The 22,221-nt window shown below is 73.5% G+C and carries 20 protein-coding genes and 2 pseudogenes; 11 read left to right on the top strand and 11 right to left on the bottom strand.

The genetic code is table 11. The features are described from left to right. Position 1 precedes the first annotated feature (1 nt). Positions 2–1,624: a cytochrome bc1 complex cytochrome b subunit gene (gene qcrB / locus IE294_RS36190; RefSeq protein WP_189893289.1), complete on the bottom strand. Its 1,623-nt coding sequence runs from the start codon at positions 1,622–1,624 to the stop codon at positions 2–4. 223 nt (positions 1,625–1,847) lie between these two features. Here qcrB and IE294_RS36185 point away from each other — a divergent pair, with 223 nt between their 5' ends. Then, complete coding sequence (locus IE294_RS36185; RefSeq protein ID WP_189893287.1) at positions 1,848–2,408, top strand: hemerythrin domain-containing protein; 561 nt, start codon at positions 1,848–1,850, stop codon at positions 2,406–2,408. Between the two features lie 107 nt (positions 2,409–2,515). Here the strand turns inward: IE294_RS36185 and IE294_RS36180 are convergent, their stop codons facing one another. Both IE294_RS36180 and IE294_RS36175 read right to left on the bottom strand, forming a co-directional pair. Continuing rightward, positions 2,516–3,451: a LysR family transcriptional regulator gene (locus tag IE294_RS36180; protein WP_189893286.1), complete on the bottom strand. Its 936-nt coding sequence runs from the start codon at positions 3,449–3,451 to the stop codon at positions 2,516–2,518. A 92-nt stretch (positions 3,452–3,543) separates the two neighbouring features. Next, the gene (locus IE294_RS36175; RefSeq protein WP_373315906.1) at positions 3,544–4,182 is read right to left on the bottom strand and encodes a TetR/AcrR family transcriptional regulator; all 639 of its coding nucleotides are present in this window, start codon (positions 4,180–4,182) and stop codon (positions 3,544–3,546) included. Positions 4,183–4,335: 153 nt separating this feature from the next. On the opposite strand from IE294_RS36175, the gene IE294_RS36170 reads away from it, so the two are divergent. The 8 genes from IE294_RS36170 to rox all read left to right on the top strand — a co-directional run bounded on the left by IE294_RS36170 (position 4,336) and on the right by rox (position 9,673). Further along, positions 4,336–5,304 (top strand): phosphotransferase family protein, encoded by a 969-nt coding sequence (locus tag IE294_RS36170; protein WP_189893355.1) that lies wholly within the window; start codon positions 4,336–4,338, stop codon positions 5,302–5,304. 207 nt (positions 5,305–5,511) lie between these two features. Next, positions 5,512–5,997: a fluoride efflux transporter CrcB gene (gene crcB, locus IE294_RS36165; RefSeq protein WP_189893284.1), complete on the top strand. Its 486-nt coding sequence runs from the start codon at positions 5,512–5,514 to the stop codon at positions 5,995–5,997. Next, positions 5,994–6,350, top strand: a complete 357-nt coding sequence (locus tag IE294_RS36160; protein WP_189817592.1) for a DUF190 domain-containing protein — start codon at positions 5,994–5,996, stop codon at positions 6,348–6,350. Before crcB (IE294_RS36165) ends, IE294_RS36160 begins: the two co-directional genes overlap by 4 nt. Then, positions 6,347–6,721, top strand: a complete 375-nt coding sequence (gene crcB, locus IE294_RS36155) for a fluoride efflux transporter CrcB (protein WP_189893282.1) — start codon at positions 6,347–6,349, stop codon at positions 6,719–6,721. The genes IE294_RS36160 and crcB (IE294_RS36155) overlap by 4 nt, the downstream gene beginning before the upstream one ends. Further along, positions 6,712–7,311, top strand: coding sequence for a hypothetical protein (locus tag IE294_RS36150; RefSeq protein WP_189893280.1), 600 nt, complete (start codon positions 6,712–6,714; stop codon positions 7,309–7,311). Before crcB (IE294_RS36155) ends, IE294_RS36150 begins: the two co-directional genes overlap by 10 nt. A gap of 238 nt (positions 7,312–7,549) precedes the next feature. Beyond that, a complete protein-coding gene (locus tag IE294_RS48090; RefSeq protein ID WP_306433502.1) occupies positions 7,550–7,678 on the top strand; it encodes a hypothetical protein in 129 nt (42 codons plus the stop codon). A 207-nt stretch (positions 7,679–7,885) separates the two neighbouring features. Beyond that, entirely contained in the window at positions 7,886–8,032 is a 147-nt protein-coding gene (locus tag IE294_RS36145; RefSeq protein WP_189893279.1) for a hypothetical protein, read from the top strand. 201 nt (positions 8,033–8,233) lie between these two features. Further along, a complete protein-coding gene (gene rox / locus IE294_RS36140; protein ID WP_189893277.1) occupies positions 8,234–9,673 on the top strand; it encodes a rifampin monooxygenase in 1,440 nt (479 codons plus the stop codon). A 59-nt stretch (positions 9,674–9,732) separates the two neighbouring features. On the opposite strand, the gene IE294_RS36135 is transcribed toward rox, so the two are convergent. The 4 genes and pseudogenes from IE294_RS36135 to IE294_RS36120 all read right to left on the bottom strand — a co-directional run bounded on the left by IE294_RS36135 (position 9,733) and on the right by IE294_RS36120 (position 12,892). Continuing rightward, positions 9,733–10,719, bottom strand: a complete 987-nt coding sequence (locus IE294_RS36135; RefSeq protein WP_189893275.1) for an aldo/keto reductase — start codon at positions 10,717–10,719, stop codon at positions 9,733–9,735. Between the two features lie 138 nt (positions 10,720–10,857). Beyond that, a pseudogene (locus IE294_RS36130) lies at positions 10,858–11,489 on the bottom strand (LysR substrate-binding domain-containing protein); the annotation flags it as partial. A gap of 57 nt (positions 11,490–11,546) precedes the next feature. Then, positions 11,547–12,242, bottom strand: coding sequence for a hypothetical protein (locus IE294_RS48085; RefSeq protein WP_229917656.1), 696 nt, complete (start codon positions 12,240–12,242; stop codon positions 11,547–11,549). Positions 12,243–12,430: 188 nt separating this feature from the next. Further along, positions 12,431–12,892: a MarR family winged helix-turn-helix transcriptional regulator gene (locus IE294_RS36120; protein ID WP_189893273.1), complete on the bottom strand. Its 462-nt coding sequence runs from the start codon at positions 12,890–12,892 to the stop codon at positions 12,431–12,433. 138 nt (positions 12,893–13,030) lie between these two features. On the opposite strand from IE294_RS36120, the gene IE294_RS36115 reads away from it, so the two are divergent. After that, positions 13,031–14,248, top strand: coding sequence for an alpha/beta hydrolase (locus tag IE294_RS36115; RefSeq protein ID WP_189893270.1), 1,218 nt, complete (start codon positions 13,031–13,033; stop codon positions 14,246–14,248). Between the two features lie 39 nt (positions 14,249–14,287). On the opposite strand, the pseudogene IE294_RS36110 reads toward IE294_RS36115, so the two are convergent. The 4 genes and pseudogenes from IE294_RS36110 to IE294_RS36095 form a co-directional block, all read right to left on the bottom strand. Continuing rightward, positions 14,288–14,536 (bottom strand): annotated as a pseudogene (locus IE294_RS36110) (winged helix-turn-helix transcriptional regulator); the annotation flags it as partial. A gap of 222 nt (positions 14,537–14,758) precedes the next feature. Continuing rightward, positions 14,759–18,565, bottom strand: coding sequence for a Kelch repeat-containing protein (locus tag IE294_RS36105; RefSeq protein WP_189893268.1), 3,807 nt, complete (start codon positions 18,563–18,565; stop codon positions 14,759–14,761). A gap of 49 nt (positions 18,566–18,614) precedes the next feature. Next, entirely contained in the window at positions 18,615–20,039 is a 1,425-nt protein-coding gene (locus tag IE294_RS36100) for a CHASE3 domain-containing protein (RefSeq protein WP_229917654.1), read from the bottom strand. Between the two features lie 135 nt (positions 20,040–20,174). Then, positions 20,175–20,687, bottom strand: a complete 513-nt coding sequence (locus tag IE294_RS36095; protein ID WP_189893267.1) for a DUF6069 family protein — start codon at positions 20,685–20,687, stop codon at positions 20,175–20,177. A 257-nt stretch (positions 20,688–20,944) separates the two neighbouring features. On the opposite strand from IE294_RS36095, the gene IE294_RS36090 reads away from it, so the two are divergent. After that, complete coding sequence (locus IE294_RS36090) at positions 20,945–21,769, top strand: MerR family transcriptional regulator (RefSeq protein WP_189893265.1); 825 nt, start codon at positions 20,945–20,947, stop codon at positions 21,767–21,769. The last annotated feature ends 452 nt before the right edge of the window (positions 21,770–22,221 follow it).

Genomic DNA, 22,221 nt, shown 5'->3' with positions numbered 1-22,221 from the left:
CTCAGCCCCTCTCCTGCTCGTCCCCGACGCCGCCCGCCACTGGATCGGCGATGCGAGAGCTGACCTGGAGGCGTTCCTCCGCGGTGGCCGGCATGTCGACCCGGTCGCCGTAGTACCAGGAGCTGAAGGACGCCCGGATCCGGCTCCGCCACGGCGCCCGCCGCCCCGGGTGTTCCAGCGGCTGCGGGATGTCTCGCACCAGCAGCTTGTAGCGCTGCTCCGGACCCACGGGCTCATGCTGCTCGCTGATCCCGCCCGCCAGGTCCTGATACACCTCGCCGGTCTCCTCGCCCTCTTCCAGCAGTTGCCGGTCATGCCGTTGCAGGGCCAGGCAGACACGCTTGGTGACCAGGAAGGCAAGGACCGGCAGAACGAACAGCGCGACCCGGAAGATCCACGTCAGTACGTTGACGGAGACGCCGAACCAGACGGTCAGCACGTCGTTGCCCCCGGCCATGAGCAGCACCGCGTACCAGGCGATGCCCGCCACCCCGAGCCCGGTCCGGGTCGGCCGGTCCCGCGGCCGGTCGCACAGATGGTGCTCCACCATGTCACCGGTCACCCAGCGCTCGAAGAACGGATACATGTAGAGCAGCACGAACAGCAGGGCCGGCAGCACGACAGCGGGCAGCAGGACGTTCCACATGACCGTGTGCCCGGCGACGTTCCACTCGACGCCGGGCATCAGCCGAAGGGCTCCCTCGAGGAACCCGACGTACCAGTCGGGCTGGGCGTTGGTGGAGACCTGGTCGGGCACGTAGGGGCCGAAGAGCCAGACGGGGTTGATCTGTGCGAGTCCGCCCAGAAGCGCTGTGACGCCGGCGACCATCAGCGACAGCCCGGCCGACTTGGCGGTGAACGAGGGGAACATCGGCTGGCCGACGACGTTCCGGTTGGTCCTTCCGCGGCCGGCCCACTGCGTGTGCTTCAGATAGACCACCAGGATCAGATGCACGGTGATCAGCGCGAGCAGCGCACCGGGGACGAAGAGGACGTGGACGATGTACAGGCGCCGGTTCATCGCGGTACCGGGGAAGGAACCGCCCCACAGGAGGAAGCTCAGGTAGGTTCCGACGACCGGGATCGACAGGACGATGGAGTCGGCGGTGCGCAGGCCCGTACCGGACAGCAGGTCGTCCGGCAGCGAGTAGCCGCAGAAACCCTCCAGCAAGGACAGCAGGAACAGCGTCACGCCGATGCTCCAGTTCATCTCCCGGGGCCTGCGGAAGGCACCGGTGAAGAAGACCCTCAGCATGTGGACCCCGATGGCCGCCACGAAGACGAGCGCCGACCAGTGGTGCATCTGACGGATCAGCAGACCCCCGCGCACGTCGAAGCTGATGTGGAGGGTCGACTCGTACGCCTTCGAGACGAGCAGCCCCCGCAAGGGCTCATAGGAGCCGCTGTACGGCACCTTGGCGAGACTGGGCTCGAAGTAGAGCGTCAGGTAGCTCCCCGTCAGCACCAGGACGACGAAGCTGTAGAGCGCGATCTCCCCCAGCAGGAACGACCAGTGGTCGGGGAAGGCCTTGCGCAGCAGACGGGCGGACAGTTCCGACACGGGCGAGCGCCGGTCGGTCGCGACGTAGGCCCGGAACCCCGCCTGCCGTACCCATCCCCTCATCCGCTCCCTGCGCCGCCGTAGTAGCACGCCCGACCACTCCTCTTCCGCCCGGCCCTCGTGTGCGCCGCACGGCCCGACGGCTCGCACGACGGGCGCCCGGATACCCGAAGGCCGCGTTCCTCAACCAGCCCCGCCCTCGTGCCGGAATGAAACGGCGGCGTGGCGGGCATCCAGGACCGACACCTGCCGGTGACCACCGGTGCCTCACCTTCAGGGAGCTCGTGTGGGGAGTGACAGCGGCATCATCGAACAGCTCACGGCGGACCACCGCGCGATCCAGGACCTTCTCGACCGGGTGCGGTCCGCTCCGCCCGGCAGTGACCAGCGCGCGTCACTCGTGGCACAGGTCGGCGGCCGTCTGGTGAGCCATCTGGTGGCGGAGAAGGAGTGCCTGTACCCGCTGGTGCGCCGTTACGTCGTGGGCGGGGACCAGGGGGCGGACGAGCTGCTCGCCGTCGACGAGGACATCCAGCGGACACTGAAGTCCCTCGGGGCCGTCCCGGTGCACAGCGAGGAGTACGTGCGTCACTTGCTGGACCTCGTCTCGTGCGTCACCGAGCACGTGGTGGGACTGGAACAGCGGTTGTTCCCCCGGCTCCAGGCCGTGGGCCCCGCTGACGCCCTGCGCGACGCGGGCGCCGGGACACGTCGCACGGAAGCCGTCGGACCCACCCGGCCGCGCCCTGGCGCGCCCGGCTCGCCGGCCCTCACCAGGCTCACCTCCGCCGTCCTGGGCCCCTGGGACCGTCTGCGCGACCGGCTGGGACGCCGTGGCCTTTCGTGACCCCGCGGTCGCGAAGACACCCCCTCCCCCTCCGGCCCGCGCCCGCCACTCGTCGTGGGATGAACGCTGACCGAAACCCCGGCACAGAGCTTGAGGGCGCCTCCTGCTCAGGGCGGCGGCGGAGTCGGCGCGTCCGCGTCGAGGGCCGCCGCACGGAGGGCGGCTGCCACGCGGGTGACCGGGTCCGTCGGCGGATGGGGCAGTCGGGCCAGGAGCACGCGCCGCTGTTCCTGGGGCCCGCCGCGGACCGGGAGGACGCGGACACCCGGTGGTGCGGCGGCGGCGAGGGCGGGCGGTACGGTGGTCAGCCCGCAGCCCGCGGCCACGAGGTGGAGCTTGGCGAGCCAGTCGCGCGCGGTGTGGGCGATCTCCGGCCGCTCGTCCAGTCCCGGCCACACGCCCATCAGCTGGTCCTCGCCCGCGGAGGACCCCGCGATCCAGCGTTGCCCGCGCAGGTCGGCAACGTCGACGAAGTCGCCGCGGGCCAGCGGATGGCCGGCGGGCACCGCCAGACACAGCGCGCGTTCGGTGAGGGTCCGCACGACGAGCGGGGGCGACTCGGCGTCCGGCGGCCGGAACGGCGGCGCGGACGCGAGCAGGGCCAGGTCGAGGCTGCCGGCCCGCAGGGCGCGGACCAGCGCCGGGGTGCTGCCCTCCCGGCCGACGACCCGCAGGCCGGGGTCGGTGCGGCGCAGTGCCGTGAGGGCGCGCGGCAGCAGGACGGCGCCGGCGCTCGGGAACCAGCCCAGGCGGACCGTCCCGGCCTGCCCGGGCAGGCCCGACAACTCCCTGGCGGTCGCGTCGATCTCGTCCAGTACGACCGTCGCCCGGCGCATGACGACACGGCCGGCCGCGGTGAGCCGTACGCCGTCGCGCCGCCGTTCCAGCAGCTCGGCGCCCGCCGCCCGTTCGAGCGCGGCGATCTGCCGTGACACCGCGGACTGGGTGTAGCCCAGCGACGCCGCGGCGGCGGTGAAGGTCCCCCGCTCGGCGACGGCCCGCAGGACGCGCAGCGCGGTGAGTGACACATCCGTGAAGTCCATGATGGTTCCGCATGCTAGCCCTGTATGACTTTCGCCGGGCTCATGGACACATCGGTCTGACGTATGACTACGGCGTTCTCGGTGTGGCGGTGTCAGGTCCCGGGGCGGGCCGCCGGAACGCCGCCGGTGCGCAGCAGGGTCAACGTCGTGTCGAGCGCCGCTTCCAGGTGTCCGATGGCGCCGGTGGACATCAGGATGGTCACGCCGCCCTGCACCGCGGCGACGAGGGCGGCCGCCGTCCGGTCGGCGTCCAGCCGCCGGTCGACCTCGCCGCTGTCCTGCATGTGCCGGATGCCGGTGCGCAGGGCTGACTGCCACTGGCTGATCAACTGGCCCGTGAGTGCCTGCGCGGCCGGGGTGGTGCGGCCCAGTTCGGTGATCAGCACGCCGAGCGGGCAGTTGACGCCCTGCTGCTCGTACCGCCGTACGACCGCGTCGCGCCATGCCTGCCAGGCCGCCCACGTGGTCAGGTCGCCGAGGTGTGGTTCCTGGTCCTCCAGGACGCGTTCGGCCTCGCGGGCGGCCACCGCCAGCAGCAACTCCTCCTTTCCGCCGGGGAAGTAGTGGAAGATCTGGCTCTTGCTGGTCCCGGTGCGGGCCCGGATGTCGTCGAGTGTCGTCCCGGCGGCGCCCCGCTCGCGGATCTCCTCGGCCGCGCCCTCCACGATGCGGCGCCGGGTGGCCATGCCCTTGGGGGTCAGCCGCGGTGCGGTCCCGCCATGCATGCTCACGTACTCTCCTCCACTCCCCGCTCTGGACTTACGGGTCCATTTTAGGCGAGGGAGCGTCGCGCCGCCTTCTTCGGGCACCGCCCTGTCAACACTCCCGTAAAGTCCTCGGGTTGGCGTGACGGAGAGGCGGGCGGGGACGTGGCACCCAGGGCAGTGACGCGGGAGCGGTTGGCGGGTGCGGCACGGGCCGCGCTGGGTGGCGGGCGACGGCTGGAGGCGGTCGAGCGGGTCGCGGGCGGCAGCAAGAAGGGCGTGTACCGGCTGGTGATGGACGACGCGTCGACGGCGGTCGCCTATGTGTGGGACGACGACGAGAACTACTGGCCGGCGGCCCCGGGCGACGACGACCTCACCGACCCGTTCTCACCCGGTCTCGGACTGGACCTGTTCGAGGCCGCCCACGCGCGGCTGGACGCGCTCGGCGTCCGTGTCCCGGCGATCCGCCTGGTCGAGCGGGCCGGCGTCCGCGGTCCGTCCGATCTCGCGGTCGTGGAGGACGTCCGGGGGGAGAACCTGCGGGACCTCGTCGCGCGCGACCCACGCGCCGCCGCCCCGGTCCTGGACCGGCTCGGGGAGGCACTGGGGGCGATGCGGCGCCACCGTGCCTGCGATTACGGCAAAGTGGCCGTGGTCGACGGCTCAGGGGCGTCACGCGGGACGTCGTGCGAGGGGGTCGTCCTCGCCCGCGCGCTGCGGGACCTCGCGGAGGCCGCCTCGCGGGATCCGCGGATCGGCGCGGCCCGCGTCCGGCTGGAGGAGCGGCTGCGGGACCTGGCGGGCGCGGTGCGGCCCCGTGAGCGGTACTCGGTCGTGCACGGCGAGCTGGGACCCGACCACGTGCTGGTCGACGCGGACGGCCGTCCCGTGCTGATCGACATCGAGGGCACGATGTACTTCGACGTCGAATGGGAGCACGTCTTCCTGCGGATCCGCCTGGGCGACGCGTACGGTCCGCTGGCGGTGGCCGGCCTGGACGAGGACCGGCTCGCGCTCTACCTGCTGGCGCAGCGGCTCTCGCTGACGGCGGGGCCGCTGCGGCTGCTCGACGGGGAGTTTCCCGACCGGGCGGCGATGGCGGGCATCGCCGAGCACAACCTGCGAGCGGCGCTCGACCTGTGCTGACCCCCCGACGCCGCTCCAGGGCAACCGGCGCGACGGTGGTCGGTGCCCCCGGTTACCCTGGTCACCAGCGGCGGCCCGGACCAGGCGGTCGCGCGGCGGTGGGGCTCGCCGCACCCCGAACCGCGGCATCGACGCCGCCGACAGTCCCTGCTTGTGAGCGCCCTCGCCCGCATGCCGGGCGGCCGCACGAGTAGGAGACGCGCGTCCATGACAGCTCCCCGCGATCAGATCACGGAGCCCACGGTTTCCGGCGTCGGTCCGTCCGCGCCCACGTGGCGCCGCGGACTCGCCGACGGGCAGGCGCCCGTGATCACGGTGGTGGCGGCGGGCGGCGCGGTGGGGGCCGTGGCCCGTTACGGCGCCTCCCTGCTGTGGCCGACCGCCGCAGGCGCCTTCCCGTGGACCACCCTCGTGGTGAACGCGACCGGCTGCGCGGTGATCGGGGTCTTCATGGTCGTCATCACGGACGTGTGGGCCGCGCACCGGCTGGTACGCCCCTTCTTCGGCACCGGCGTCCTGGGCGGCTTCACCACCTTCTCCACCTACAGCGTCGACATCCAGCAGCTCGTGCAGGGCGGTCACGCCCGCACCGGCCTGGCCTACCTGGCCGCCACCCTGCTCGCCGCGCTCGCGGCCGTGTGGCTCGCGGCAGCGGCGACCCGGCGCCTGATCTCGCGCAGGAGGACGAAGTGACCCGGTTGCACGGCTCCGCGCTGCGCCTGACCATCTTCGTCGGCGAGGGCGACACCTTCCGTCACAAGCCGCTCTACGGCGAGATCATCCACCGCGCCCACAAGGCCGGGCTGGCCGGCGCGAGCGCGTTCAAGGGCATCGAGGGCTACGGCGCCTCCTCCCTGATCCACACCAGCCGCCTGCTGTCGCTCAGCGAGGACCTGCCCGTGGCGATCGTCATCGTGGACGACGCGGCCCGTGTCCGCGCCTTCCTGCCCCAACTGGACGACCTGGTCACGGAGGGGCTGGTGATCCTCGACGAGTGCGAGGTCATCCGCTACGTCGGACGCCACGGGGAGAAGCGGGCGAAGTGAACTGGCTCCTCGTCATCGCCGGTGCCGTGGTCGGAGCGCCGCTGCGGTACCTGACCGACCGCGCCGTGCAGGCCCGGCACGACACCGTCCTGCCCTGGGGCACCTTCGTCGTCAACGTGACCGGCTGCCTGGTCCTGGGGCTGCTGTCCGGCGCCGTCACCTACGGCGCCGCCTCCCACTCGGTGCAACTGCTGGTCGGCACCGGGTTCTGCGGAGCGCTGTCCACCTACTCGACCTTCTCCTACGAGACGCTGCGGCTGGCCGAGGCCGGCGCCAGGTTCTTCGCCGCCGCCAACGTGGTCGCCAGCGTGGTCACCGGCCTCGGCGCCGCGTTCATCGGCACCGCCGTCGCCCAGGCGATGTGGGCCTGAACGCGACGGGCGGACGGGGCGGTCAGGTCGCCCGGGGCCAGGTGCGCAGCGAGGCGGCGATCGCCGGCGCGGTGCACAGGGGGTCCCGCAGGGCCACGGCGTCGTCGTGGGCGGGCTCGGGCGCGCTGCGCCTGGAGGTGGCGGGAGCCAACGGCACGCCCACCACAGCCGCCGTGAAGTCGCTCGTCGGCGCCTACGCCCAGGGGGCGGGCCCGCGCGTCGGCACCGAGGACGTCCGGCCGCCGGCCCACCACGACGCCCGCGGGCCGGCCGGCTTCCACCTGGCCTTCGGCGTCACCCTGGCCGGGTTCGTGCTCGGCTCGAACGCCGTCGCCCTGGCCGGTCTCCTCCGTCTGCGCCACCGGCCGTGGCCGCTGACCGGCGCCTGCGCGGCCATCGGCACCGGCACCGCGATCATCGCGGGGCCGGTTCCGGGAGCGGTGCCGGCACCGGTCGTCCCGCTGGTCACCACCCTCGCCCTGCCGGCGGCGGCTGCCGCCTCCACCACCGCACTGCTCGGCCCCTACCTCGGCCCCGTCGGGCTCCCGGCAACGCCACCAGTGGCGCCACCATCGGGGAGGACCTGCTGACCGCCGCGTCCCGGGCCGTCTGCGCACCGCTGCCACCCGGCGCCGCCGTCCGCGCCATCGCCGATCTCAGCCACTTCCATGGCGCGCACGCGGCGGGACCCGTCATGACGCCGGCCCTGTGGGCCGGCGTCATGACGGGTCTCCTCATCCCGCGTGGCCGCCTGCACCGGCGGCGCGCCCCCGCGACCGCCTGACCCCGCCGCCCCTCCCCGAGCAGCTCTTCGCCGCCGGGTGGGGGGTGTGCCTCCCCGGTGGCGTCGACGCGGACACGGCTGCCGAACTCGCCCGTGCCGCGCGCCGACTCTGCCCCTGCTCCAAGGCCACCCTCGGCAACATCCCCGTCACCATCAACGCCGTCGCGGTCTGACCCAGGAGGCCGGTCGCCTCCCGCCGGACCGCGCATCCCGCATGAACGGAGAGAGAACAGAGATGCCGGACATCACCGCACTACGCACGACGCGCTACCCGCTGGCAGCCGGAGCCACCGCTGTCGTCGCGAAGCCGGCCGCGAACGTCTTCGTCCGGGGAGGCCGACCTGGGTGAGCCGGGCATCAGCGTGGGCGATCAGCGGAGCGTGCACGAGGACCTCTGCCGCGACGGCGAGCAGGTGGGCGACCACAGTGCGGTCCGCACCCACACCCGGGGCAGCCCGGCCCCCCAGCGCACCGGCACCTTCGCGCTTCCCGAGGGCAGTTCGCCGTGCAAGCGCTGCTGCGGCTGAGGCGCACGGGGCCGGCTCGGGTGAGAGAGGGCGGTGCACATGAGCCGATACACATGACACCGGTACACATGGCAAAGGCAAGGAGGTCATCCACTCCTTGCCACTCTCAACATATAGCACACAGGGGGCCTTGCGGCAAGGCCCCGGTGGTGTTGCAGAATCTCCGGCCTCGACCAGAAATTGCGGAAATGGGGGACCTTGATGATCGACGTGCTCGTGGTCGGCGGTGGACCGACCGGCTTGATGCTGGCCTGCGAACTGCGGCTGCACGGCGTACACGTGGTGGTGCTGGAGAAGTTGGCCGAGCCGACCCAGGAGTCCCGCGGGCGCGGCCTGCACGCGCGCAGCGTGGAGATCATGGACCAGCGCGGCCTGCTCGACCGGTTCCTGGCGGCCGGTGAGAAGTTCCGCGTCGGCGGGCTCTTCGGCGGTGTCATGAAGCCGTGGCCGGAACTGCTGGACACGGCTCATCCGTACGGCCTCGCCATCTCGCAGCAGGCCACCGAGCGGCTGCTGAACGAGCGTGCCCTGGAAGCCGGTGCCGAGATCCGGCGCGGCCACGAGGTGGTCGGGCTGAGCCAGGACGCGGAGGGGGTGACGGCCGAACTGGCGGACGGCACGCGGCTGCGCTCGCGGTACCTCGTCGGGTGTGACGGCGGTCGCAGTACGGTGCGCAGGCTGCTCGGCGTCGGCTTCCCCGGTGAGCCCTCCAGGATCGAGACGCTGCTGGGTGACATGGAGGTGACCGAGGATCCGGCGACGATCGCCGCCGTCGTCGAGGAGGTCCGCAAGACCCAGCTCCGGTTCGGCGCCATTCCCGACGTGGACGGGAAGAAGGGGGTGTACCGCATCGGCGTCCCCGCCGACGGGGTGGCCGAGGACCGTACGACCGCGCCGACCCTGGAGGAGTTCACGGCACGGCTGCGGGCGGTCGCGGGCACCGACTTCGGGGCGCACTCCCCGCGTTGGCTGTCCCGGTTCGGTGACGCCACCCGGCAGGCCGAGCGCTACCGGGTCGGCCGGGTGCTGCTGGCCGGCGACGCGGCGCACATCCACCCGCCGACCGGGGGGCAGGGGCTCAACCTGGGCGTCCAGGACGCGTTCAACCTCGGCTGGAAGCTGGCCGCCGAGGTGGCCGGCTGGGCGCCGGAGGGCCTGCTGGACAGCTACCACGCCGAACGGCATCCGGTGGGCGCCGCCGTACTGGACAACACCCGTGCGCAGATGACGCTGCTGGGGACCGATCCGGGTGCGACCGCGCTGCGGGAACTGTTCGGCAGGCTCATGGACTTCGAGGAGGTGAACCGGTACGTCACCGGGATCATCACCGCGGTCGACGTCCGCTACGACCTCGGGGAGGGGCATGACCTGCTCGGCCGGCGTCTGCGGGACGTCCAGCTGAAGCGGGGCCGCCTCTATGGGCTGTTGCACGGCGGCCGTGGACTGCTGCTGGACCAGACCGGCCGGCTCTCGGCGGCGGGCTGGACGGACCGGGTCGACCACGTCGCCGACGTCAGCGAGGAACTTCAGGCGCCCGCGGTGCTGCTGCGGCCGGACGGCCATGTGGCCTGGGTCGGCGAGGACCAGCGGGAGTTGCACGACCACCTGTCCCGGTGGTTCGGCGCCGCCGTGGGGCAGTGAACGGGCGGGTGCGGTCACCGGCGCGTACGGCGCCGTACGGCAACACCCGCCCCTCGGGGTCAGCGGTCGACGAAGGTGAGGCTGGTCGCGTCGTAACGGCTGCCCGCGATGTGCTCGGGCGGGGCCGCGGCCTCGATCGCGGCGATGTCCTCGGCGGACAGCCCGACGTCCAGCGCCGCGAGGTTCTCGTCCAGGTAACGCTGCCGCCGGGTGCCGGGGATCGGCACCACGTCGTCGCCCCGGTGCTGCAACCAGGCCAGGGCGAGCTGGCCGGCCGTGACGGACTTGGCGGCGGCCAGCTCGTCCAGCTTCGCGACGATCGCCAGGTTCCGTTCGAGGTTGCCGTCGGCGAACCGCGGCTGGCTGCGCCGTACGTCGGTCTCCGCCAGCCCGTCGACCGAGCTGTAGCGGCCGGTCAGGAAGCCGCGCCCGAGCGGCGAGAAGGGGACCAGGCCGATGCCGAGTTCACGGCAGACCGGGACGGTCTCCGCCTCCAGGTCCCGGGTCCACAGCGACCACTCGCTCTGCAACGCGGAGATCGGATGGACCGCGTGCGCCCGCCGGATGGTCCCCGCGCCGGCCTCGGACAGCCCCAGGTACCGCACCTTGCCGGCCCGCACCAGCTCGGCCATGGCCCCGACGGTCTCCTCGATCGGTACCCGCGGATCGACCCGGTGCTGGTAGTAGAGGTCGATGTGGTCGACCCCGAGCCGGCGCAGGGAGGCGTCGCACGCCTGGCGCACATAGGCGGCGTCGCCGCGGATCAGCGTGGGCTCGCCCAGGCGGTTGGCGAAGCCGAACTTGGTCGCCAGCACCACTTCGTCGCGCCGCCCGGCGACGGCTCGCCCGATCAGCTCCTCGTTGTGCCCGGCGCCGTAGAAGTCGGCGGTGTCGAGGAGGGTGACGCCGAGGTCCAGGGCGTGGTGCAGCGTCGCGATCGACTGCGCGTCGTCCGAGGCGCCGTACCCGTGGCTCATGCCCATGCAGCCGAGCCCCTGCGCGGAGACCGCCAGTTCGCCCAGGTACCGGGTGGGGACGTCGGTCATGCTGCTGCCTCCTGCGCTCGTCGGACCGTTCACCCGGGACGCTAGGCATTGGAGTGCGCTCCATGTCAAACGACGGCCGGCCGTGGTGGCCGAGGCCCTCATCCGGCGGGACACCGCCAGGCGCGCCCCGGCCCCGGGTCACACGGCATGACAGGACGCCTGCGGTTGCGGCAGCCAGTCGCGGGCCGGGTCGTACTCCAGCCACCGGCTGCGCCCCGCCCGCGCGGCGCAGGCGGCGATGAGGTCGTGCAGCCCCGGGTGGCCGGTGCCGGTGCGCCACACCAGTGACCAGGCGTACAGCGGCGTGGGGTGGACGAGCGTACGGAGCGCGGCCCGGGGACGTCCGGCAGGGGCACGTCGGCGGGGAGCAGCGAGAAGCGACGCGGCCCGGCCGCCACCTCGGCGAGGAAGGGGGCGAGGCCGAGGTTGACGCTCGTGGCCCTGTTCCGGATCGCGAACCGGTCGGCGAACTGGTGGAGGAAGTCCAGGCGGTCCAGCGGACCGGGCGCCCACAGCACGGCGTCGCGCAACTGGTCCGGCCGCAGGTCCGGTTCGGCCGCGAGGGGATGGTCCGCGCCGAGGACGGCGTCCACCGGTTCGAGGCGGACCAGGCGGTGTGCCAGTCCGGTGTGCAGCGGGGGGTGGACCCGGCCGAAGCCCGCGTCGATGTCGCCGTGCAGCAGCGCCGCCGTCACCGACGGAAGATCACGCCCGTGGCCCAGCACCAACCCGCCGACGTGCCCGGCCGGTTCGGCGTCTCCGGCCCGCTCGACGGGCGCGACCCGTTCGGCGTGCCCGGTGGGAATGACCCGGCCCGGGGAGCGCGGTCAGCGCAGGCCCAGGCAGGTGGCCTCCGGGTGCTCTCCCAGGACGTCCCGCCAGGGCTTCGGCAGCATGCCGAGCCGGGCGCCGGGGCCCTGGGTCCCAGTAGGCGCGGATACCGGTGGCGGCCCGGCGCCGGTCCGGCGTGCCGAGCCCGCCCGGCAGCCGGCGCCCGGCCTCCTCCGGTACGACCTGCCAGACCCCACGGTGCTCCCAGCCGACGATGCCCAGACCGTCGAAGACGACGTGCGGCAGCGCCAGGGACACCCGTCGGCCGGGCGGTGCCGGCTCACCGGCCGCGGCGGTGTGCACGTCCGGCCAGGCCGGGAGCCGGCGGTGCACAGCGCGTGCGCCCACGGCGTGGAGCGAGGGCCGCCGAAGAGGCAGCTCTCCGGTTCGTACACCCCGGGCACGGGCCGCGCCCAGGAGTGGCCCTGCCGACCCGGGTCCGGTCGGCGCAGCAGAGCGGCGCGCAGGTCCTCCGCCCCGGACGGCTCCGCCGCGCGGAACCGCACGCACACGTCGAGCTGCACCCGCCCGGCCTCGGGTGCGTGCGCGCGCAGGGCCGGGAGTCCGGCCGTCAGGAAGGTCCGGCGGGCGTCCGCGCAACCGGCGTCGTGCGCCGCGAGGGGAACGGTGCCCGGCGACTCGGCACGCGCGCCCTCCAGGCAGTCGGCCGGCAGACGCTCGACCCGCACCATGGGGCCTCCTCACCGGGAAGGGAAGACCACCCCTGTGATGACCGCCCCTGTGATGACCGCCCGGCAAGCCGCCCCACAGCGCAACATCAATGGGTCATATGACCCACAGACGTACGCGTGAGGTATGCCGCGTTCCCCGACCGACCGGTCAACGCGCCACTCCCCCACCGGCGCCGCGCCGGCGGCGCTCAGAGGGTGTCGTAGATGACGGCCAGCTCCCTGAGGACCGCCGCGCCCGCCTGAAGCGCCTCTACGTCGAGGGTCGCCAGCCGTGTGTCCAGGGCCGCGGCGAGCAACCGCTCGCGCTCGCGATGCCTGCGCACCCCGGAGTCCGTGAGCGACACGAGGACCGAACGCCGGTCTCCGTGGGGGCGTTCACGGGTGACGTAGCCCGCCTGCTCCAGGCCGTTCACCAGCTGGGTCGCGGCGGCGCTGGTGGTCTCCGCGGCCTGAGCGAGCTCCTTGACCGGCAGCGGCCCGCGCTCGGCCAGCACCCGCAGCGCCCGGGCGTGGGTGAGCGACAGCGCCCCCGGCACCCGGGTCGCCCTCCCCCGGAGGCGGGCGTCGGCGGCGCTGAGGCTGTAGGCGGCACGGGCGACGGCCTCCAGGGCGGCGAGCCGCTCCTGCGCCGCATCGGGTGTCTCGCTCACCGGACTCCTCGGTCATCGACGTCGTCTGCTTGACAGCAGATTAGCATAAGTACTTAATGAGTAAGTACTTATCGAAAGCTGGCCGCCAGTAGTCGCCAGAGGCGCTCGTCAGCCGGCAGACACGGAGAGGAACCCACCATGACCGTCCGTTCCGCGGGGCAGAGCTGGGCCCTGGACATCGCCCTCGCACAGGGCGGCTTCGATGCCCTGCACCCCGCCGCCAAGGGCACCATGGAGCAGCTGGGACACGACCACACCGGCTTCGACAAGGTGTTCGCCCAGGTCAAGAGCGGCGCCATGCTGCCGAAGGCGTGGGCCGTCGTCGCCCGGCAGGCGCAGGAGCGCGCGCAGCACCACGAGGCCAACGGCTTCCCGCAGACCGCCGCGGACCTGTATGTCCGCGCCGCGGTGATGTGGGGCCGGGCCCAGTACTCGGTCTTCGACGCGGACGACCCCCGCAAGGCCCGCTACCGCGAGCGCTGCAACCACTGCGTGGCCCGGCTGGGCGAGCTGCGGGGGAACCGGGTACGCCGCGTGGTGCTGGACTTCGAGGGCAAGCACATCCACGGCCTGCTGCACCTGCCGGCGGGCCCGGTGCGCGACGCCCCGGCCGTCATCCTCGGCCCAGGCATGGACATGATCAAGGAGGACTACCTCCACGCCGCGGAGCGCTACTACACCTCACGCGGCATGGTCGCACTGTCCATCGAGGGCCCCGGCCAGGGCGAGTCCCGCGCCGCCGGACTGACCGTCGGCCTGACGAACTACGAGAGGGCCGTCAGCCGCTTCATCGACCACCTGGCGGACCTGGAGGAGGTCGACGCCTCCCGCATCGGCATGTTCGGCATCAGCATGAGCGGCTACTGGGGGCTGCGGGCCGCCGCCACCGACCCCCGGCTGGCGGCCCTGGCCGCCTTCGAAGGCGTCACCGGCGACTTCGAGACGATCTTCAACAGGGCCCAGCCCACGTTCAAGAACAACTACATGTACATGGCCGGGTACACGGACGAGGACCGCTTCGACACGGAACTCGCGCAGCGGATGCCCCTGGGCGACCTCGTCGCCGGCATCACCTGCCCCGTCCTGATGGGGATCGGCGAGTTCGACGAACTGACCCCGCTCGACCAGGCGCTGGCCTCCTACGAGCGGGTGCGCGCCCCGAAGGAGATGCGGGTCTACGAGAACGAGTTCCATCCCCTGGGCGGCGTGGCGGCGGAGGTCTTCCGTTTTGGCGCCGAGTGGGTGGAGCGGGCCCTGTCCGGCGAGTTGTCGGCAGCCGGCCGGGACGTACGCCACTACGTGCACGCCGACGGACGCACCACGGACGGTACGGCGGAGCCGGGTTGGTGGCGGTGACCCCTGGGACCCGCCGTACGACGGGGTGACCGCCCGCGCCTACCCCTGCGCCCCGGCCTCCCCCCGGCGCCGTTCGAGTTCGGCGTACCGGGCGCGCATGGTGGCACCGGCCGCCGGCCCCGCCGCGAAGACGAACGCCTCGCTGTCGTCGAGGTTCCGCCCGGTGTGCCGGTCCACCACGACCGGCTCGGCCTCCTCCCCGGTCTGCGCGTCGACCAGGATCATGGTCCGTTCCTCCGGCGGCAGGTGCTGGTTCCCCCAGGCCGCCAGCGCGACGATCACCCCTCGACGGCGACCTCGTCAGCCGCCTCACCATCTCCCCCTGACATCCCGCAGCCGGGGCACGCGCGCGTGCCCGCCGACGCCGAAGGGGCCGGCGCACCTGGGCTCCCCCGCCGCGTCACATCGCCGGCGTGTCCGCGCGAACCCGCACCGCACGACGCGACGGCCCCCGCCCCCGGACGTGTCCCGGGACGAGGGCCGTACGCATGCCCGCCGCCGTGCGGCCCGCTACGAGGCCGTTCGGGCCGGTACGCGCAGCCGGACCGGGATGTCCGGCACCCAGTACGGACCGTCGGTGGTCAGGGTCAGGGACGCCGTCCAGTCGCCGGGCCGGGTCAGCCGGCGCGGGTCGAGGGTCACCGTGAACGTCGCGCTCCGCCCGGGCCGGAGCGTCAGGCGGTGCGGGTTCGCGGTCAGCCAGGGGACGTCCGTCTCGGTGCGGTCGTATCCGGGCAGCACGTCCACGGTGGACACGGGGACGGGGAACCGTGGCTCGCCGCTGCCGCCCACCCGGTACAGGCCGGGTGCACCGCCGCCCCGGTAGACGGCGGCCGGGGCGTCCGGCAGCCGCTTCCAGGCGTCCGTCCCGGGGTCGTAGGCGTACCCCTGCGCGGTGAGCACCCGGTTGGGGCCGACCCGCTTGAATCCGCCGGAGACGAGGAGCTGTCCGTTGGCGGTGGCGTACGCGCCGGTCGCCAGGCCGACCGGCATGGCGGCGATGGGCTGCCAGCTGTCGGAGGCCGGGTCGTAGACGTAGCCGGCGCCGGTCTCCACGTAGTCGTGGACGCCGCCCGCGCAGTACAGCCTGCCGTCGACGGCGCCGCAGTTGGCCCAGCTGATGGTCTGCGGGTAGGCGGCGGCCCGGGACCAGGACCGCGCGCCCGGGTCGTAGGCGTACACGGTGTCCGAACAGTCGGTGTTCGTGCAGCCGCCGACGACGTAGAGCCGCCCGTCGAGCACGGCGCTCGCCGCGCCGTAGCGCCCCTCGGGGATGTCCGGGCCCTTCGACCAGCGGCCGGTGGCCGCGTCGAAGACCTGGGTGGTCCGGCTGACGGTCTCCTGGGGGCCCCAGCCGCCCACGGTGTACAGGCGGCTGCCGATGAATCCGTGCGCGGTGGCCTGCCGGGGCTCGGGCGCGGCCGGGCCCCGCTGCCAGGCGCCGGTGGCGGGGTCGTACACGTACAGGTCGGCGATGGGTTCCTGGCCGTCGGAGCCGAGGGCGGAGTAGAGCCTGCCCCGGTAGGTGCCGACCGCGTTGTCCATCACGGGGACGGGCAGGTCGGGCAGCGCGCGCCAGGCGGTGCCCGGGGCCGGGGACCCCGGCGCGGTGCCGGTGCGCTCGCCGACGCGGAGCCGGATCGGCGCGGTGCCGGTGTTCCGCACCGTCACCTTCCGCACCACGGTGGCCCGTCGGGAGGTGGCGTCGATCCGCCCCGGACGGACCGTCAGCCGGCCCGCCTTCAGGACGAACGAGGCCTCGGTGACCCGGTCGGCGGGCACCTGGACGGTGCGGGTGGCCGTGACGTACGACGGTTTGGCCGCCGTCGCCGTGGTGGACCGGCCGGAGCCGGGCACGAACAGCCGGTAGGCGCCGTCGCCGAGGCGCGGGTCACCGGTCGTGGCGACCGTCGGCGCGGCCGGCCCGTCCGCCGCGCCGGTGTGTACGACGGATCCGATCAGCCCCTTCCCGGTGTTCGCGTCGGTGACGGTGCCGGTGAGGACGCCGCCGGGCACGGGCGTCGCGACCCGTTCGGTGACCGTGACGTCGTCCACCGCCCAGAACAGGCTGGGTCCGCTGAAGTGGAACCGCACCCGCACCGCGCGCTCGCCGGCGTAGGCGGTCAGCGGGATCTCCACCCGGCCGCTCGTCCACAGCTGGTCCTGGTGCCACACCGTGGTCCAGGTCCGGCCGTCGTCGGCGCTGACCTGCACCTCGCCCTGCTGCTCCGCGGAGCCCTCGTAGTCCGTGTCGAAGCTGAGCGCCGGGTCTCCGGCGCGGCCGAAGTCGTAGGCGGGGCTGAGCAGGGAGGTGTCCAGGGAGCTCCCGGCGTGGTCGGCGTCGGCGACGGCGAAGCCGCCGGAACCGCCGGTGGTGTTGCCCCGGCCGCCGGGGTCGTCGAACGTCCAGCCCGGGGTGCCGCTCACGCTCCAGCCGGCGGGCGGCCCGGAGGTGCCGTCGAACGTCTCGCTGCCGACGGTGTCCGCCTTCACGGTGTACGCCGGGTCGTCCTCGGCCCAGGTGTCCACGGGCAGGGCCAGGCCCACGGTGAGGTCCGTGGTGCCGACGGCCACCTCGCGCTCCAGGGACTGGTAGGCGCTGTCGTCGCTGACCACGCGCAGGGTGTACGTGTGGTCCTCGGGGAGGTCGAGGCGGTAGGCGCCGGTGACCGGGTCGGACCACACCGGGGCGCCCGGCACCCCGGCCACCGTGATCCGCGCGTGCAGCGGCCAGCCGTGCCCGGAACCGTCGGTGACGGTGCCGGAGATCCGGTGGGTGGCGAGCTTGCGCAGGCCGAGATCCCCGCTCGCGGTGCCGCCGTCGGTGAGGTGGACGCCCGGCAGGGTGCCCGGCGCGTATCCGTAGGCCGTCACCCGGACGTCGTGGTCACCGGCGGGCAGCGGCAGGGTGTAGCGGCCGTGGGCGTCGGTGGTCGTGCTGTACGGGCCGGCCGTCACCTCGGCCGCCGCGACGCCCGCGCCCGAGCCCGCGTCGGTGACCGTGCCGGTCAGCGTGCCGTGCGGGCCCATCGTGAAGGCCGACAGGCCGTCGGGGGTGCCGAGGCCGGTGGGGCCGTCGTAGCCCGGACCCGCGGTGCACAGGTAGGCCGGCGCGCAGGTCCCGTTGGCTCCCGTGGTCACGTCGTGCAGTCCCCGGCCGCCGGTGGCGTACGGGTAGACGGCGGGCCGGGAGCCCGCCGCCGGGGTGCCCGCGTTCGCGTACACGCCGGCGATGATCGGCGCCGAGGCGCTGGTGCCGCCCGCCACGCCCCAGCCGCCGGTGTCGCCGTAGCTGTCGTACACGGCGACACCCGTGTCCGGGTCGGCCACCGCGGAGACGTCGGCGACGGTACGTCCAGGGCAGCCGGTGTCCCGCTGGAACGCCGGCTTGGGCTCGTACCGGGAGCAGCCGGAGCCCGTTCCACCGCCGTCGTGGTCCCACACCGACTCCGACCAGCCGCGCGCGGTGGCCGGGTCCTTGGTGAGCGTGGTGCCGCCGACCGCGGTCACGTGCGGGGAGGCGGCCGGGTACGCCACGCCGTACCCGTAGTCGCCGGAGGAGGCGACGACGGCCACGCCCGGGTGGTCGTAGTGGACGTCGGCCGCCGACTCCGCCGGGTCCTCCGGGAAGAAGGTGTAGTTGGAGCCGTAGGAGTTGGAGACGTACTTCGCGCCGAGCGCGACCGCCTGGTCCACGGCCGCGCCCAGGTCGTCGATCGTGGCGGTGTCCGCCTCGACCAGCAGGATGCGGGCCCTCGGCGCCACCGCGGAGACCATGTCCAGGTCGAGGGAGATCTCGGTCGCCCAGCCGGGGTCGGGGTCCGGGTAGTGGGCGCCGCCGCGCTGGTCGGTCTTGGTGAAGCAGCCGTTGGCGGTGGTGCAGGGCGGCAGCCCGTACTGGGCGCGGTAGACGGCGAGATCGGCCTCGGCGTTCGGGTTGTCGAAGGCGTCGACCACGGCGATGGTGGCGCCCGCGCCGCCGTCCGCGGGGAGGTCGTAGGCACCGCGCAGGTCGGCGGGCCCGTAGCCCTGGGGGTCGTCATCGGCGCCGCGCAGCTTCTGACGGTCCGTCACATCCGTGCGGAGCAGCCCGAAGCAGGTGAACTCGTGCGGCCTGGGCGGGCCGCAGAGCGGTCGTACGTGGTCCCGTGAGGTCTGCGTGGCGTGTGCCGCGGGCCGGTCCCCGGTCTCCGCGCGGGCGGGGGCCGGGGCGGCGAGGGCCGTCAGTAAGGCGGTGGCCAGGGCGGCCGCGCAGGCGGCCAGGCGTCTGCGCCGGCGGGGCGCGGCGCTCGGGGACACGAGCAGGGATATGGGCAACTCAACTCCTGTGGCATAGGCGGCGATCGGACGCGCCGCCCGGCACACGTTAGTTGAGCTGTGAAGGAGTCTCTGTTCCGGACGGGATCGGGATCTGTACCAGGAGGGAAGTACCGGCGCCGGGGGGCGAGTCGATGGTGAGGGTGCCGTCGAAGGCGGACACCCGGTCCGCCAGGCCGGTCAGGCCGCTGCCGGCGGTGGCGTCGCCGACGCCGCCGACACCGTCGTCCACGATGTGGATCCGCAGGACGTCCGTGAGGTCGAGGGAGATGTCGATCCGGGATGCCTGGGCGTGTTTGACCGCGTTCGTCACCGCCTCGGCCACCACGAAGTACACGTTCGACTCCACGGTGGTGGAGAGCCGCCGCGGGTACTCGCTCCGCACGACGGTCGGGATCGGACACCGGGACGCCAGGTCCTCCACGGCCGCCGCCAGGCCCTTCACCGTCAGCACCAGCGGGTAGATGCCCCTGGCCAGTTCCCGCAGCTCGTCGATCGCCGTCTGCGCGTTGTCGATCGACTGGTCCATCAGCTCGGTCACCGACGTGTCCGTGTCGGGGATCAGCTCCCGCGCGAGCCGGAGCCCGATCATCAGGCTGACGAGGCGTTGCTGTGCCCCGTCGTGCAGGTCGCGGGCCGTACGCCGGTGCACCGCCTCGACGCTCTCCATGGTCCGTCTGCGGCTGTCCTGCAACGAGGTCGCCATCGTGTTGAAGGACGCGCCCAGCGCGTCGATCTCGGCCACCCTGCTGGGCGGGATCCGGACGCCGAGGTCGCCGCCCGCCAGCCGCCCGGCCGCTGCCGCCGCCCCGCGCACGGGCCGTACGACGGCACGGTGCTGGAGCACCGTGAAGGCGGCCACCAGTGCGGTCGAGGCCGCGATGCCCACGCCGGCCGCGATGACCGCCCGGTGCGCGTTGGCACCGGCGGCGTCCTCGCGCGCGGCGAGCTGGGCCCGCTCGCCCGCCGTGTACGCGTCGAACTGGCCCCGCAGGGTGTCGACGCGCCGCTTCCCCTCGGCCGTCACCGCCAGACCGGACGCGGCGGGATCGCCCCGCCGGACCGAGTCCACCAGCGGGATCGAGTAGTCGTCCAGGAAGGACCGGACACCCCGCGTGATCTGCTCGGCGGTGCGTCGCTGCGCGGGGGTGGTGGCGGAGTCGCTGAACCGCCGGATCTCGGCGGGCAGCGCCTTGCGCGCCGCCTGCCACGGCTGGAGGAAGTCGTCCCGTTTCGTGATCACGAAGCCGCGCTGCCCGGTCTCCAGGTCCACCAGGAGCTGCTCCATGGTCCCGGCCTCGACGAGAGCCGTGCGGGAGGCGCGGCGCGCCGATGTGGAGTCGTTCGCGTCGTCGATCGCCCACAGCAGGACCACGAACGCGACACCTATCAGCAGGGCCAGCAGGGCGCTCGCCGCGACTGTGAGACGCGTCAGCCCCAGCCGCCGGCTCCCGTACCACCGTCGTACCGTCATGCTCCGCAATGTAGCCGCATATGGCTGGGAAAGTTGAGCGAGGGAGCAGCGCAGGCGGCACACGTTATGTCAATGTCATCGCCGTGAGCCCGGCACATTGACTTGAGTGGACCGAAGCCCTCCCGGGGCCGTACGTCACCAGGTGTCGTCGCCCCGGTCCGGCGCCACGCTGGAGGCGGTCGCCGAGAGCAGCCCGGTGATCGTCGCGCCGACGGCCAGGAACACGGCCGCGGTGGCGAGGCGGGCGTCGGGCGCCAGGTCCGTCGTGAACGGCAGCAGGGCCAGCGCCGCGGTCGCCAGGCCGGCGATCCAGACGAAGAAGGCGCGCGGCCGGGCGACGGTCAGCAGCAGCAGGTGCAGCAGCCCGGTGCCCACGACGGCGCCGGCCGCCGCCCAGGCCGCCAGGTACCCCGTCGTCACGTCGCCCCACACGCCCGCCCCGCGCGGCGCGAACAGCGGAACGTCGAGGACACCGCGGACGAACATCGTGGCCACGACCGCGACCAGCGCGGCGACCACCGCCGTCGCGGCGCCGGTGGCCCACAGCCGGCCGGCCGCGACGGACCGCGGGCCGGGCGGCGCCTGGTACCCGGAGCCGCCTCCCGGGCGGTAGGCGGGGACGTCATCGTACGGAGCGGAACCGGCCATGGGGAGCCACCTTTCGCACGCGGTCGTCACGACGTGACGTCGCGGTCGGCCTGCGGACTTTCGCGCTGACTCCAGCATGCCTCCGCTACCGCCGAGGGCGCGACCTATGCCGGCCAACGCCTGGCGTATCAGGTCCTGCTGACGGCGCGGCAGCTTCGGTGCGTCCGCGCGAACCCACCCCGCGTGCTCGCTGCTCCCCGGCCGCCGAGTACCTTCTTGACCCTCACACCGTGTCAGGCGGTCAGCTCGGAGACATCATGTTCACCATCGGAGACTTCGCCCGGCACGGCCGCGTCTCGGTCCGGATGCTGCGTCACTACGACGCGACCGGCCTGCTGCGCCCGGCCCACGTCGACCCCGTCAGCGGCTACCGCCACTACACCGCGGCCCAGCTCGCCCGCCTCAACCGGATCATCGCGCTCAAGGACCTCGGATTCTCCCTCCGGCAGGTCCGCGACATCGTGGACGAGAAGGTGGGCGCCGAGGAACTGCGCGGCATGCTGCGGCTGCGGCGGGCCGAACTGGAGACCGCCATGGCCGCCGCGGGAGCACGGCTGGTCCAGGTCGAGGCGAGGCTCCGAGCGATCGAGAGCGAGGGGCACATGCCCACGAACGACGTCGTCATCAAGACCGTCCCCGGCGTCCGGGTGGCCGAACTGACCGCGACCGCCGCCAGTTTCGACCCCGAGGACATCGGCCCGGTCATCGGACCGCTCTACGACGAGCTGTTCCGACGCCTGGACTCGGCGGGCATCGCGCCCACGGGCCCCGGTGTCGCCCACTACGAGGACGCCCCGGAGGGCGGCGGCAGGATCACCGTCCACGCCGCCGTCCAGGTCTCCGCTCCCCTCCAGGACGACGGCATCTTCCGCGTGCTCGACCTGCCGGCCCTCGACCGGGCGGCGTCCATCGTGCACCGCGGCTCGATGGACACCGTGCTGCCCACCGCGCAGACCCTGGCCCACTGGATCGACGCGGGCGGCTACCGGTCGACCGGCTACCCCCGCGAGGTCAACCTGGAGTGCCCCGAGAACCGCGACGACTGGGTGACGGAACTCCAGGCGCCGGTGAGCCGGGCCTGACCACCGGCGGGAGGCACCGGCCACACGGGAGACCACCGGGACCACCGGGACCACGGGGGACCGGCCGCCGGGGTCCCGGCACCCGGTCCCCCGTCGGCCCGCTCGGCAGCGCCGGCCCCGTCCCGTTCCGCCGGACAGCCCTACGGCACCTCGTACCCGGCCGTCGACACCGCCGCCCTCAAGTCCGTTGGCGGCGGCGCACCTTGACGGAGGGCCCCGCCGAGGCGAGCCGGTCCCACGCCGTCGTCTATTACGGCGTAATCGCCCGCGGACGCCTTTCCCCACCCGGGTCGCTCCCGGGAGGATCGGTGGCAGGGTCCACGTCGGGGACGCCCGAGGAGAAGGAGACGCTGTTGTCCGGACGTACCGTGCTGATCACAGGAGCGTCCAAGGGGATCGGCCTCGCCACCGCGCGGCGGCTCGCCGACCGCGGACACCGGGTGCTGGGGATC

The organism is Streptomyces canarius, assembly GCF_014650735.1.
Classification (GTDB): Bacteria; Actinomycetota; Actinomycetes; order Streptomycetales; family Streptomycetaceae; genus Streptomyces; species Streptomyces olivaceoviridis.
Note: the sequence above shows the minus strand (reverse complement) of the source record. Positions and strands in the feature narration are given on the sequence as shown.